The organism is Serratia sp. L9, assembly GCF_050632285.1.
In the GTDB taxonomy this organism is placed as follows: Bacteria; Pseudomonadota; Gammaproteobacteria; order Enterobacterales; family Enterobacteriaceae; genus Chania.
The window spans coordinates 5,275,439-5,289,396 of the sequence record NZ_CP192591.1; the positions used below are offsets into that span (position 1 = coordinate 5,275,439).

The window sequence follows — 13,958 nt, forward strand, 5'->3', positions numbered from 1 at the left end:
CTATGCCGGAGGATATTGACTATTCATCGTCAGGCGCTAGCTTCGCGCTTTTCCTTACGCACTACATTGACCCGCCAGATGCCAAAGCACACCAGCACCAATGCCAGCGCATAGCGCCATTCCAGTATGTTTTCCTGCAGGAAGATGGCAGACAGCACAGCACCAGAAACCGGGATCAGGAAGTTGAAGGGAGCAATCATGCCCACGCGGTTGTACTTCAACAACAGGCTCCAAAGCGCAAAGGCCACCGAGGACAACAGCGCCAAATAGCCCAGAATGGCTACCGATCCCCAACCATGAAACGCCAACCTTCCCCCAGCCAAATAGCCTCCCACCGTCAGCACTACGCCGCCCAATCCCAACTGCCAGCCCGTCATAATGGTGGGATCGACCGTTTGCGAAATACGTTTGCCATACAGCGTGGCGGCCGAAAGGATAAACGCGGCAATCACCACAAAGCCATCACCCAGCCAGCTAAAGCTAAAGTCCATCAACTGGCTGTTAAAGTTCACCACCATTACCCCGGTGAAACCCACCACGCAGCCGACGATCTTGTTCATGCTCAGACGATCGTTTTTATAGATAAAGTGTGCCAACAGCACGCTAAAGAAGGTGCCGGTGGCATTCATGATCGAACCTTTTACCCCGGTTGTGAAGGCGAGACCGATATAGAAAAAAACATACTGCAGCGCCGTTTGGGTAACACCCAGCACGGCAAGCTGTGAATACTGGTGGCGCGACAAACGCCCGATGGGTTTACCCTGCAGGAAGGCAAACAGCAACAACAAGAACCCGGCGATAACGAAACGATACCCGGCAAACACGATCTTGCCTGGAAGATCGTCGGTGGCTATCTCGAAGATCTCATAGCCGTTCTTGATAGCCGGGTACGCGCTACCCCACAGCAGACAACAGAAAGCAGCACACAGCCAGACGAACTTCTTCTGGGTAAATAACGACACGTCAGTCTTCACGCCCCTGCCCTTACAGAAAAAACAAAATACCGTTTTAGATTTTACTATTATCCGACAAAACAAAAAAATAGCCCGTTGTTTAACACCACTTCACCGAATTAAAGTTAACGAGTTTCCTGGTCTGTTTGCAGCGAGTATAAATGGACTGAGAGTGCGCTTATGCTGAGTTATTGGCGCTTTTATGGCTTAACCGACAACCATTTTTGCTTATACCAATATTTTATATAGGGTTATGATTAGGCAGAAAATTACTTAGGAGAATCTGGCGTGTCTACCGCAACATTGAACCTTTTAACCACCCTTCTCGACCAACATCAGGCACGTTATCGGATGGTGGAACACCCAATGGCGGGGAAATCTGAAGAAGTTGCCAAGCTACGCGGCACCCAGCTAGGGCAAGGTGCGAAAGCGTTGGTGTGCCACGTCAAGGGCAATGGCATCAAGCAGCACGTTCTGGCCGTTCTGCCCGCCGATCAGCAAGCCGATCTTGCCGCATTGGCAAAGGGCATTGGTGGCACCCGCGCTTCGCTGGCCAGCCCTGCCGAGGTCACTCTGCTCACCGATTGCGTGTTTGGTGCGATCCCGCCGTTCAGCTTCCATACGGATTTGCTGCTGGTTGCCGATCCGTTATTGTTCGAGCGCTTTGATGAGTTGGCCTTTAACGCCGGAACATTGGAGCGTTCACTGCTGCTCAATACCCAGGATTACCAGCGTATTGCCCAACCCAAACCGGTGAAATTTATTCGCACGGAATAATTCAGATTACTGCTGGCGCAGCAGCAGCTTCGCCATATTGATGGCTTCAATCAGCTGTGGCCGGTTTACCCGTGGTGACTGGCTGTCCAACAGGCGCTGCCACAAGGTGATCGCCTTGGCATAATCCGCATGCAAAAAGGCATCGGCAGCCAACAGCATCAGCGCAGAAACCTCATTTTTATCCAGAGCCAAAGCCCGCTCTATAGTGCTCTCCACCTGCGGGGTAATTCGTTGCCCGGCTTGATAATAGAGCACCGTGGCCAGCGCAGAATAGAGTTCGGCATTGTCGCCCCGCAGCGCCAGCGCCCGCTGATAGGCCACCAACGCATCGGTAAAGTTATCGCTGTAAAGATAGTATTCCCCCAGTTCTGCCCACAACACGCTGTCTTGTGGCGACTGGCTGATTTTTTGCTGCAACTGCTCCAAGCGATTCTCGGCTTGCTGTTGCGGCGTGAAGGTTTGCACCGGCTTACGCTGCTCGGCCAATACACTGGCGGAGCGGCCGCTGGCGATATACCAAACGGTGGTGCAGCCTAGCACCAGTGCAATAAACAGCAGGTGAAAAGTACGCATCTTCATTGGGTTCTCCTGCGGCGCCACAACACCAATGCGATCGCCCCCAGCATTAACGGTGGCAACCCCCAAAGCACTAAAGTCGGCACTTCTACCGCAGGTTGGTAGCGCACAAAATTGCCGTAGCGCTCGGTCATAAAGCCCATGATTTCGTCAGCCGTCTTCCCTTGTTCGGTCATGGCAAACACCTCATGGCGCATCGCCACCGCCGCAGGAGCATTAGACTCCAGCAGGCTTTGATTCTGGCACTGAGGGCAGCGGATCTGGCCTGCCACCGCCAGCGCTTTCGCCTGTATTTCTGGCGTACTGAATGCCCAGGTATCCACAATTTGGGCCGCTAGCGGTAGCGTTATGCTTGCCCACAGCAACAGGGCGACTAGCCAGCGCATTTCTGCCTCCTTTGCCAGCCTGCGGCCATCACGCCAACGATCATCAGCGCCCCTCCCCACCAGATCCAGCGAATGCCGGTCTGCACATAAAACCGCATGGCATAACGCTGCTCGCCGCTTTTCTCGCCCATCACCACATACCAGTCATGAAAAGCATTCCAGCCGATACCCGGCTCAAACATCTGTTGCCGACGGGCGGTATAAAACCGCCGTTCTGGCACAAGTTGGGTAACGGGTTTGCCCTGTTGCGAAACATCAATTATCGCCTGTTCACTGGTAAAGTTGGCTTGAGACTGCAACTCGAGCGCGCTGAACCTGAACTCATAGCCCGCCAGGGTTACCGTCTCACCGACGGTGACGTTCAGGCTGACCTCATGGCGCTGCAGCGCTGAGCAGGCAATGCCCAATGCGGTCAACAGTACCCCCGCATGAGCAATCAACTGCGGGAGTCGCCGCCGATCAAATCCGCCGTAGCACATCATCACCAATGCCAGCAGCCCAAACGGCAGCAGCACCAGATTGAAATACGGTGCCCCGACAGAAATTTGCCCCCACCCCATCAGCCGGTAAAACATCGGGTACAGCGTACCTACCAGCACAATCAGAGCCGCAGAGCTTGGCAGCAACAAAGCGGCCAACAGCGTAGGCTTGACCGGTGAAACCGTAGATTCCCCCGGTTGGCGCGCAGGGCATAAATCAGGAAAGAGGCCCCACTCAGGAAAGCGAACAAAATAAACAGAGGCAGCGCGCGCTGCTCATCCAGCGCAAAAGCATGCACCGAAACCAGTACGCCTGAGCGCACAATCAGAGTGCCCAGCAGGCTGAGTACAAAGGTGCCCAACGCCAGCAGCACCGACCAATGCCGCAACCCGCCGGTGCGCTGGCCGACCGCCAAACTGTGCAGCAAAGCTGTAGCGGTCAGCCAAGGCAGTAAAGAAGCATTCTCTACCGGGTCCCAGAACCACCACCCTCCCCAGCCAAGCTCGCTGTATGCCCACCAGGAACCCAAAATGATCCCGGCGGTGAGAAAACACCAAGCCGGTTTGGCCCAGCGCAGGCATTGCCCGGCAATCTGTGCGGTAAACTCCCCTTGCAGCAAAGCGGCCAACATCAAGGCACAGCAAACGGCAAATCCGCCATACCCCAGATAGAGCAACGGAGGGTGCAGTATCAGACCGATATGTTGCAGCATCGGGTTAAGATCGCGCCCTTCGACCGCGGCAGGAAACACCCGCACAAAGGGATCGGAGAAGAACAGAATAAAGATCAGGAAGCAGCCGATAATCAGCGCCAGAATAGCCAGAGTAAGGGGTTGCAGTGAGCAATCGGATTTAGGACTGAACCAGGCAAAGCAGGCAGACCAGCCAGCCAGGCACAGCAACCAGAGCAGCAGGGAGCCTTCATGCCCACCCCATAGCGCCCCGGCTTTCATCAGCACCGGTAATTGACGATGCCCGTGCTGGGCAATATACAGAACGGAAAAATCGTTGCGCCAGAACAGCAGCAGCAAAATGGCAAATGCCAGTGCGATCAGGGCAAAAATCACATAGCTCCAGCCCCGCACCGGCAGTAACCCCCTCTGACGGCAGGCCAGTAATAAAAATAGCGTTATGCCAGCCAGCAGCAATGAAGCAGTACAGGCTAACAATAACGCTATGAATCCAAACTCAGGCAACCACAACAACACATCTACCGCCTTAATCCTGCTTTACTCGCCGTTTTCATGCGACAGCCTGAAAACGGCAGGTATACAACATGCATTCAGGCAACTGTCATTTGCCCCGCATACAAAATAAAATAACGCAGTAGCAACACGCCACACAGACTACTGCCACTGATCAACAGGATATGGAGATTTGCTTTCCCCCAGCCTAACGCTTTCAACAGTAATGGAATAATCAACCCGAGACCGACCACGCCCAGCCAGAACCACCAGGCCCAGAAACCGCCGCCCAGCGCTGCTGACAAGGCACGGAGTTTACCGTCATCCCCCAGAGCCAACCCAACAAAGAACGCCGCCAGCAGGAAAATCTCCAGCCAAACTACCGGCGTTTCAAGCCGGTGCAGGAAATGCACTTCCCGGCTATGGATATCGCTCTTGGGCCCAAAGGCCGCCACCAGCAACGCCACTGCGATACCAGAAGAAACCCCGGAAAACAGGAACAGCGCCGGTAACAACGGGTTGTTCAGCATCGGGTAAGACTTCAGAGCCGAAAGCAGGAACCCGGTGTAGGCACCCAGCAATACGGCCAGTACCAGCATCAACGTTTCCAGCGGCCGCAGCAATGGCAACAGGCGAGCCAACAGTTTTGGCACTATCACTAAACGTGGCAGCCAGCGCTGCTGTAACGCCCCAACCTGGTCACGGAAAATCAGCGCCAGCCAGACCACCAGCACCACCATGTAAACCTGGAACAGCATAACCCCCATCGACATCACCGAAGTCATGCTGTAATGGAACATCAGTTTCCAGAAGGTCCACGGGCGGGCCAGGTGAAAAATCAGGATCACCAGCCCGAGCATGACCGTAGTTGGTGCGACAAACAGCGTGGTCAGCATGATGCGGCTGCTGGCCGTTCCCTCCTCGGGGTGATAGCGGCGTAACAGAATCGCCAGCGTCACCAGACCGGCGGAAATCCCGATCAGAAACAGGTAAATCGCAATTGGCCAGTCCCAGACCAGAGAGTCAAAATGAAACGCAGAAGTCATTGACTTATCTCCCCATATTTAAAAGGAACGCGATACATTTTGGGTCGGGTTCCCAGGGCAATCTTGTAGCGATAGGTCGTTTTCTGCTTCAGCAGCAGCGAGATTTCGCTGTTCGGATCGTCCAGATTACCAAACGTCAGGGCCTGGGTTGGGCAGGATAGAACGCAGGCTGGCAACTTACCCTTAAGCAGGTTGGTTTTGCGGCAAAAATCGCATTTATCCGCCGTCTTGTTAACCGGATGAATAAAGCGCACCCGGTAAGGACAGGCAGCAATGCAATATTGGCAACCCACACAGAGATCCGGATTGACATCGACGATCCCGCTGGCCGCATCCCGGAACGAAGCACCGGTCGGGCAAACATGCACGCAGGGAGCATCGTCACAATGCTGGCAGGAATGCCGGAAGAACCGGTATTTCACATCCGGGAACTGGCCGATTGGTTCGCTGCGGATAATCTCCAGGCGCGAAACACCTTCCGGCACCTGATTAACCTCGCGGCAGGCATCCATGCAGGCAGTGCAACCAATGCAGCGCGACTCATCATGAATCATGCCATAGCGGATACCATTCACGTTCATGGTGCGTGCCAGCAGTTTTTCTGCCGCAGTAGAAGCCACAGCCAGCACGCCTATTCCTGCGATAAAACGGCGCCGAGAGCAGCTCATGGCCGCTCCTTATCCAGCTTTACAGCGGCTGGATTAAACGCCGGGTCCACTTGCTGCTGACGATGGCAATCGACACAGATCTGTATCCGCCCTTTGTCGTTCAGCTCCTGCATTTTGTCCTGCTTCGGATGCAGCTGATGGCAACTGGCACAGGTCACTTTGGCCAGATGCACATCATGCGGCCAGAAGGCTTTTTGCAGCGCCTCTGGTAAGTGGCAGGACATACAAACGCTGTTTTGCTGCTCTACGCCAAACATCGGTTCGTTGAACCGCATCACATCCTTAACGCCCTCACGGTGATGCAGTGAAGGTGTACCGTGACAGTTGGTGCAGGTCAGCGGCAATTTGTTATTCGGGTTGACCGCCCCCTCATGTTTGCCATGCATCGCGTTCTGCTGCGGTTTGTGGCAGCGCAGGCAGGCTTCATCCGGGTTACGTTGTAAGGTGACTTCCGCAGATTTCTGTTGAACTGCGGGACTATCGGTCTGGGCCGATACCGGTAATACTGTCAGCCAAAGACTGCAAGCAAGCACCCCGGTAGTTAATAACGAACGCAGTACGCTCATATTCACTCCATTGTTTTACGCCCCGCGAACGGGGCGGAGGGGTTATTTGCCTAACAGCCCGTTTTTGCGTGCTTGATCTTCCCACTGCGGTACTACCGTCTTGAGGAACTCTTGCTTCTCGGCATTCAACTGAGGCATGTCCATACCCAGAGCCAACTGCGCTTTTGCCTTGGTGGAAATATCCGGCAGCGCAATTTCATGGGTGATGCCTTTGGTTGCCAGCAGGCGGATCAATTGGGCGCGAGCCTGTGCAGCCTGGTCAAGTGCCGTGCCCAGTACGCGCAACGCTACATCCGGGGCGTGCATATGGATCCCGTGGGAAGCAATCGCAAAGTCCCAGCGCCATTGCGCGTGGCGAATATTCAACAGGATAGGCTTCATTTCTGCTTCGGTTGCACCTGCGTCCCAAGCCGCTTTTGCTTCAAAGTGGGCATGAACCAGTTGGTCTTCAACCTTCACTTTGATCTCGGTAATGTCTTGCTTACGCTTGGCGACCACATCCTGCAGGCTGGCTTTATCCTGGGTATGGCAGTTTTTACAGGTCTGATCGAAGTTATCGAACGGGTTGCCAATTTTGTGATCGGTGTAGATCTTGCCCTGGGCGTTTTGCACCTTAGGCATATGGCAATCAATACAGGTCACGTTGTTCTTGCCATGAATACCGGCGCTCCAGGTTTCATATTCTGGATGCTGGGCTTTAAGCAATGGCGTTTTGGACAACGGGTTGGTCCAGTCGGAGAAGTCAATGTTGTCGTAATAGACCTCCATCTGATCAACCGTGGTGCCCTTGTCCCAAGGGAATTTGACTGCCTTGTCTTTGCCGTCGAAGTAATACTCAACGTGACACTGGCCGCACACCATTGATTGCTGATCGAAGCGACCAGCTTTATCAAACGGCTTGCCAATGGCTTCCATGGCGCGGGCAGCATAAGGGCGGGAAAGCGTCAGCGCCGGTTTGCCTGCGGCAAAGTCAGCAGAGGAGGTATTGTGGCAATCAGCACAGCCGAGGTCGTTAACAATTTCCGGCCCTCCGCGCGCCCATTTACCATGGAAGTAAGCCGCTTCGCCCTGCTCGGCGATCACCCTGGCAACATCCGGGCTTTTACAGCTCCAGCAGGCCATAGGCAATGGCCCATCTTCCGCTGTTTTTGGCGCGCCGGTACGTAAGGTTTCACGGATATCCGTCATGGCATAGGCGTGACCGCGTGGCTTATTGTAATCTTTGGCAAACGGATAGCCTGCCCAGAGGATCACCAAGCGCGGATCTTCCCCCAAGGCATCAACCCGATCGGATTGCTCAGAGGTTTTTTCCAGGATTGGTATTGATCCGCGTGAGATGCAGCGAAGGTTTCATTTTTGGCTTCAATCTTCTGCGGCGCTGCAGCCTGCGACGCATCGGCTTGTGCCGTAAAAGATAAAACCCCGGTATACATCCCTGCCAGAAATAGCATCAAGATATTGCTTACCTTATTCATAAGCATCCCATCCATTAGCCTGCTTGATCGCAGTGCCTTATTAGTTGTTAGGTTCGGTTAAGAACAGATTTTCGACATTACACAGAGCGTAGGGATAACATAGACCACATAAAAAATGTTGTCTTTGGTCAATTTCCGAGTGGTTCTTGAGGTCTTGATTGAAATTTGCGAGGCAGCGCAAAAATAGGTCTACCCCTAATTAGTTATTGAAACGCAAAGGTAATTGCGCGTTGTAGATTTCAGGAAGTTAAACCGCGTTGAGATACTCAACAGCCGAGGTCGGCTCAATACAAACTTTGGCGGTTACTCACCGATAAATTAGAACCCTCGCTTAATAAAAACGTGTATAAAACCGCGCTAACCAGCATCGCCCCCTAATCCCGTCAGGTCGGCAGGCTGTCTTTTACTGTGTCACTCACCTGCTGATATTGGCTCATCAGCAGCAGTGGCCAATTATCGTTAACGGTAGGGTAATTCGCGAGAAATGGGTAAGTTGAGGGACCACTTTTTGCCTTGTATTCAGGCAACGCGCTACGCTGTGACGCGTGCCCGCTAATACCAAAGTAGTAATCATGAAAGGCAGCATTTTGCCGCTGCATACCCGCCCCTGGCCCCCATTGTCATTAGCCCGGCTGGCCTGAGTATGCATCGCCAACGTCAACCACTATGCCATCGCTATAGCCCAGAATATCTTTCGCAATTTCACTACTGATGATCCCCCAACCGGGGGGATAATATTAGTCATTGTCAAATTTCTATATTTTTAGGTACAACGTTACCCTCAGCGGTAAAAGGCTGATGGCGTAACATAATGTGCTATTAATATTTCAGCAAAATATTGCCAATTACTCTTTACAGAAAAAATCTTGTTCAATTGCAATTAAAAATGCCGCAACCAGCAGTAATATTGCCGTCCAGATACATTTGGTCAACGGCTCTATCTGCATAAGTTCTGCCGCCATCACCAAGGTAAAATGGAACAGAATGGCCGCCGGGATACTGCGTTGGCAACGGTAATAAAACCAATTGGCCATGACGGTGGCGGGGAATATGCTGATAAAGAAATTGGCAGTATAGATCCCCCCGCCTGCCACAATTGATTTTGATAAGTGCCATCAATAAAAAATAAAGGTAAATGCCAAAGTGCCCATAGCAGGCTGAACGCCAACGAAACGGGCAACAGCATTCTCCAGAGACTCCTTAAGCTATCAACCCCATAACTGCGCCAGCCCAATTCTTCTAATAATGCCGCTATCAGTGCTAACGGCAACATAGGAAGAAAATGATGGGATAACGAAAACTGAGCGCTGCTCTGACCGGCCCGTACCGACAACCACGTCGCTACGAGCAGCGGCAGCAGGATAAACCCAAGCATCAACAACAAACGGCCTGGCGTTATCCCCGCCAAAGAAAATATTCGACTGCGAAAATCCTGCCACAAGCGGCTATCTGCAGAAGACCGGAGCATAACCACCGCCGCCAGCGCTGGGCCGAGTAATCCCGCCAACGCGACAGCCATCACCAGGTGCTGCTTATCGGGTAAGTGACTTAAATAAGCAGCCATTGTCCAGGGCAGCCACGATAACCCAAAAGCCAAAGCAAAAAAGCGTTGCGGGGAATAGCGGATTGAAGGTGCCATCTATCATCTCTCCCCTGGATACTGGCCCCTAATACCGCAGCAAAAGACCCCGGTGCAGCACCAAAGGCGCGCTCAATCAGTAATAACATAGCCTGCATACGGGCAGCCTCTTCTTCTGGCGTCCAGTTAAAAGTCTGGTGGCCAAACAGAAACAGTGATCCAGCGAGAATAAACTGAACGGTGGACAGCGGATCTTCGAGTTGAAAAACCCCTTCCCGATTCCCCTGCTCCACTACTGATGCCAGAATCGGCCCAAAAGCCCGGACCGTTTCAATATTACTGCGCTCATGCAGCGCACGGTTTTCTGGGCGATGCAGATCTTCAACAATAGACTGGCCGCCTTCCACGGTTTGATTCTGTGACGCAATAATGGCGCAGAACTTTTCAATCGCCCCCAGATGCGGATCATCAGCAATAACTTGCGAACGACTGACTATATCGGCACAGATCTGCTGTGCCAGCGCCTCGAGGATCTCTTCTTTGGATTTGAAATAGTAATAAAACGTGCCTTTGGCGATGCCAGCACTGCGGACTATCTCATCGACGGAAGTGGTTTCGTAACCCTGAGCCTGGAACAGATTGCCTGCTGCCTGCAGGATCTCCGCCCGGCGAACCTCTGGCTTCTTTACTGTACGTGCCATAAAAACCCCTTAATTGTGTATGGAATAACCTTACAATACATATTGACTGACGGTCAGTCAATTAAAATAAGCTGTTTTTATACGCAATGAACCAGCGCCATAACCAAGAGGGGATGCATTCAGGTGGATGACGAGAAAAGTGGGCCAGCGTGCAGCAATGAAAGGGGTTGGTGTTTTAGTTTTCACCCTCAGAACAGAGGGTGGACAGGGTTCCCGGAGCGCCACTTCCGGAAACCGCAATGAGCCGTGCTATTATTCGTCGAAGTACCAGTAACCTTGATTAATCAGCTCAGTTAACTCGGCGACGAAAGCCGGGTTGCGCAGCGCGTCACCCAACTCTTTTTTACCGAGCGTGGTGAAACGGCACAGGGCATCGGCAGCTTTCGGATCGGCCGTTTCCAAGCGTTCGCTATTGATAAAGAAGCCATCGCCGACTTGCAGCACCCGCAACCCGCTCAGACGTACCAGAACTTCGCCTCCCATCAGACCATCAACAATCTCACTCGGTTCGTAAGGAGGCTCGGCAGGTGCAATATCCAGCTCGTGGCGTGGCGTGGTAACAAAACGGCCAAACCACTGTTTAAAATCTTCTGGTTGATTAATCATTTCGATCATCATCCCGCGCAGGCGATCAAGCTCGTAATCCTCAACCCGCCCCGGATGTTCCCGGCAGGTTAAATCAGGATCGCTGTAATGCTCGCCGCCGAGATCGTTTTCCAGCGCATAGTCAGCAAAGCTGCTGATTAAATCCCTGCCGTTTGGCCCACGGAAACCGACCGAATAGTTAAGTGCGGTTTCGTGAGTAAAGCCATCGTGCGGAAAGCCCGGCGGAATATACAAAATATCGCCCGGCTCAAGATCTTCATCAATGATTGGCGTGAAGGGTTCAACGTGCAGCAGCGCCGGATGCGGGCAAAACTGCTTCAGCGGCAACTTATCACCCACGCGCCAGCGGCGGCTGCCCATGCCCTGAATGATAAATACGTCGTACTGATCGATATGCGGACCAACGCCACCACCCGGCACTGAAAAGGAGATCATCAGGTCATCGAGACGCCAGTCTGGCAACACGCGGAATGGGCGCACCAGCTCAGCCGAGGGTGCATGCCAGTGATTAACCGCCTGAGCCAACAGCGACCAGCCTGTTTCACCCAGACCATCAAAATGCTCAAACGGCCCGTTACTGGCCTGCCATTGGCCATTGGCCTGGCTGACCAGGCGGCTATCTACCTCGGCTTCCATCGCCAGGCCCGCAAGTTCGTCCGGCGTGATAGGATCGACAAAATCAGGGAAAGCATTTTTTAATACAACAGGTTGTTTTTGCCAGTATTTTTCTAGGAATTCGGGCCAATTGAGGGTCAGTTGATAAGCCATACTTTCACACCAGTGAGCAGATAAATGAGCCTGATTATAAAATGGCTGATATCTGGGCCGCTTTGTCATTGGTCAAAGGCAGGTGTTGTGGCAAGCAAGAGTGATTCGGTTTGTGGCCAGTCTGTTTCCCTCCGGCGCCTGGTAAACACAGCAAGGCAACCAAACTGGCTCAGCGCATAATCACTGCATCCAGCCCAGGTTTAATTAGATTTCCTGTAAAACCGCACGCCAACAAGAATAGTGATAAAACCAATGGTGAATAAAAAGATCAACGGCCAGATGCCGGATTGATAGGTTGGCATACCAAACAAGTCAGTTTCAAAAATATATCGCCTTACCGCCTCAATGCAAAATAAAATCCCGCTTATAACCCCTGATGCTCCCAGATATCTGGAATTCGAATTTTTACTGCCCCCGGAAGTATTTTTTAAGAAAAACATGTCCCCTCCCTTCTTTGGTAGACCATCATCATTTAAAAAGATAAGGCTTCATTCCTCTCCGGACAAGTTTTATCCAAATCAGTTTGAAGCCTTGAAAAGCGCGTTACTTCACATCTACCTGATAGAAAATGTGTTTACCGAATGGATCTATTTCATACCCGGTCACCTCTTTGCGCACCGGCTCGAAAATCGTTGAGTGAGCAATCATCACGGCTGGCATCTGATCGTGCATCATCTGCTGGGCTGCTTTGTAGAGCTGTACACGCTTGTCGTGATTACTCTCGGCCCGCGCCTCCAGGATCAGCTTATCAAACGGCTGATAACACCACTTCGCCGAATTGGAACCGCCGTTCGCTGCGGTGCAGGTAAACAGCGGGCCAAAGAAGTTGTCCGGGTCGCCGGTTGCCGTTGTCCAGCCCATCAGTGCCGCCTGATGCTCGCCATTTTTCACACGCGTCAGGTACTCGCCCCATTCGAAGGTAACCACTTTCGCTACCACCCCCACCTTCGCCCAGTCAGCCTGGATCATCTCGGCCATGCGTTTGGCATTAGGGTTATACGGGCGCTGAACCGGCATTGCCCACAGGTCGATGGTCATGCCATTTTCAAAGCCGGCCTCTTTCAGTAACGCCTTGGCTTGCTCTGGATCGTAATCGTAGTCTTTCAGTTGATCGTCAGCACTCCATACACCGGGTGGCAGCAGGTTTTTCGCCTTCGTACCGGTGCCGTGGAATACCGCCTCGATGATCGCCGGTTTATTGATAGCCAACGCCAGCGCCTGGCGGACCTTCACGTTATCCATCGGGGCCTTCTGGGTATTAAACGCCAGGAAGCCGGTATTCAGCCCGGCTTTTTGCATCAGGTTGATGTCTGGGTTTTCTTTCATACGCGGCAGGTCCGCCGGGTTAGGGAACGGCATCACCTGGCATTCATTTTTCTCAAGCTTGGCGTAACGCACCGTCGCGTCTGGAGTGATGGAGAAAACCAGACGATCGAGTTTCGCTTTGCCCTGCCAGTAATCAGGGAAGGCGGTAAACAGAATCCGGGAATCTTTGTGATACTGCTTCAGCTCGAACGGCCCGGTGCCTATCGGGTCCATATCCACACGCTCAGGTGTGCCTTCTCTGGACATGGCATTGGCATATTCAGCGGAGAGAATCGAGGCGAAATACCAGCCCAAATCTGCGACAAACGGCGCTTCTGGATGGGCCAGAGTGAAACGCACGGTATGATCATCGACCTTATCTATGGCGGTGATCAACTTGCCGAATTCAAGGCTTTCGAAGTTGGAGTAGTTGCCGTTGGAGACGTTGTGATAAGGATGCTTGGGATCCTTCTGGCGCATAAACGAGAAGATCACATCATCGGCGTTAAAATCACGGGTTGGTTTGAAATATTTGTTGCTCTGGAATTTCACCCCTGGCGAAGATGAAAGGTATACACCTTACCGTCGTCACTGACGTCCCAACTTTCTGCCAGACTAGGCTGCAACTCAGTGGTACCAACTTTGAAATCCACTAATCGGTTATAGATTGGCACCGCGCTGGCATCCACACTGGTGCCGGAGGTATAAAGTTGCGGGTTAAAGTTTTCCGGGGAACCTTCCGAACAATAGACCAGCGTGTTTGCAGCCGCCCCAGAGCTAATTGACAGCGCTGCTACGGCCAGCGCAAGCGTGGTAATTATCATTCTCATCACTATCTTCCTGTTGGTGAGCTTGCCACGGAACAAATAAAGCTTGTACTAAGTGCCTT

General features: G+C 52.6%; 10 protein-coding genes and 4 pseudogenes. 1 reads left to right on the forward strand and 13 read right to left on the reverse strand.

Annotated elements, in window-relative coordinates:
- Positions 1-29: 29 nt before the first annotated feature.
- A complete protein-coding gene (locus ACQ86O_RS25125) occupies positions 30-974 on the reverse strand; it encodes a DMT family transporter (RefSeq protein ID WP_431223330.1) in 945 nt (314 codons plus the stop codon).
- A 267-nt stretch (positions 975-1,241) separates the two neighbouring features.
- Between ACQ86O_RS25125 and ACQ86O_RS25130 the strand changes: the two genes are divergently transcribed.
- Positions 1,242-1,730 (forward strand): YbaK/EbsC family protein, encoded by a 489-nt coding sequence (locus ACQ86O_RS25130; protein WP_431223331.1) that lies wholly within the window; start codon positions 1,242-1,244, stop codon positions 1,728-1,730.
- Positions 1,731-1,736: 6 nt separating this feature from the next.
- Here ACQ86O_RS25130 and ACQ86O_RS25135 read toward each other — a convergent pair whose 3' ends face one another.
- From ACQ86O_RS25135 to ACQ86O_RS25190, 12 genes and pseudogenes are all read right to left on the reverse strand, one after another.
- Positions 1,737-2,309 carry a TPR domain-containing protein gene (locus ACQ86O_RS25135; protein ID WP_431223332.1) on the reverse strand — a complete coding sequence of 191 codons (573 nt, stop codon included), beginning with the start codon at positions 2,307-2,309 and terminating at the stop codon, positions 1,737-1,739.
- A complete protein-coding gene (locus ACQ86O_RS25140; protein WP_431223333.1) occupies positions 2,306-2,692 on the reverse strand; it encodes a cytochrome c-type biogenesis protein CcmH in 387 nt (128 codons plus the stop codon). Before ACQ86O_RS25140 ends, ACQ86O_RS25135 begins: the two co-directional genes overlap by 4 nt.
- Positions 2,680-4,376, reverse strand: a pseudogene (nrfE, locus tag ACQ86O_RS25145) (heme lyase NrfEFG subunit NrfE). Before nrfE ends, ACQ86O_RS25140 begins: the two are co-directional and overlap by 13 nt.
- Before the next feature lie 77 nt (positions 4,377-4,453).
- Positions 4,454-5,401 carry a cytochrome c nitrite reductase subunit NrfD gene (gene nrfD / locus ACQ86O_RS25150; protein ID WP_431223334.1) on the reverse strand — a complete coding sequence of 316 codons (948 nt, stop codon included), beginning with the start codon at positions 5,399-5,401 and terminating at the stop codon, positions 4,454-4,456.
- Positions 5,398-6,069, reverse strand: coding sequence for a cytochrome c nitrite reductase Fe-S protein (nrfC, locus tag ACQ86O_RS25155; protein ID WP_431223335.1), 672 nt, complete (start codon positions 6,067-6,069; stop codon positions 5,398-5,400). The genes nrfD and nrfC overlap by 4 nt, the downstream gene beginning before the upstream one ends.
- Positions 6,066-6,635 carry a cytochrome c nitrite reductase pentaheme subunit gene (gene nrfB / locus ACQ86O_RS25160; RefSeq protein ID WP_431223336.1) on the reverse strand — a complete coding sequence of 190 codons (570 nt, stop codon included), beginning with the start codon at positions 6,633-6,635 and terminating at the stop codon, positions 6,066-6,068. Before nrfB ends, nrfC begins: the two co-directional genes overlap by 4 nt.
- Positions 6,636-6,677: 42 nt before the next feature.
- Positions 6,678-8,086 (reverse strand): annotated as a pseudogene (gene nrfA / locus ACQ86O_RS25165) (ammonia-forming nitrite reductase cytochrome c552 subunit).
- A 407-nt stretch (positions 8,087-8,493) separates the two neighbouring features.
- A pseudogene (locus ACQ86O_RS25170) lies at positions 8,494-8,715 on the reverse strand (MipA/OmpV family protein); the annotation flags it as partial.
- Positions 8,716-9,071: 356 nt separating this feature from the next.
- Positions 9,072-9,749 (reverse strand): CPBP family glutamic-type intramembrane protease, encoded by a 678-nt coding sequence (locus ACQ86O_RS25175; protein ID WP_431223337.1) that lies wholly within the window; start codon positions 9,747-9,749, stop codon positions 9,072-9,074.
- A complete protein-coding gene (locus ACQ86O_RS25180; protein ID WP_431223338.1) occupies positions 9,659-10,390 on the reverse strand; it encodes a TetR/AcrR family transcriptional regulator in 732 nt (243 codons plus the stop codon). Before ACQ86O_RS25180 ends, ACQ86O_RS25175 begins: the two co-directional genes overlap by 91 nt.
- A 252-nt stretch (positions 10,391-10,642) precedes the next feature.
- Entirely contained in the window at positions 10,643-11,764 is a 1,122-nt protein-coding gene (locus ACQ86O_RS25185; protein ID WP_431223339.1) for a JmjC domain-containing protein, read from the reverse strand.
- Between the two features lie 543 nt (positions 11,765-12,307).
- Positions 12,308-13,899 (reverse strand): annotated as a pseudogene (locus tag ACQ86O_RS25190) (ABC transporter substrate-binding protein).
- Positions 13,900-13,958: the final 59 nt, after the last annotated feature.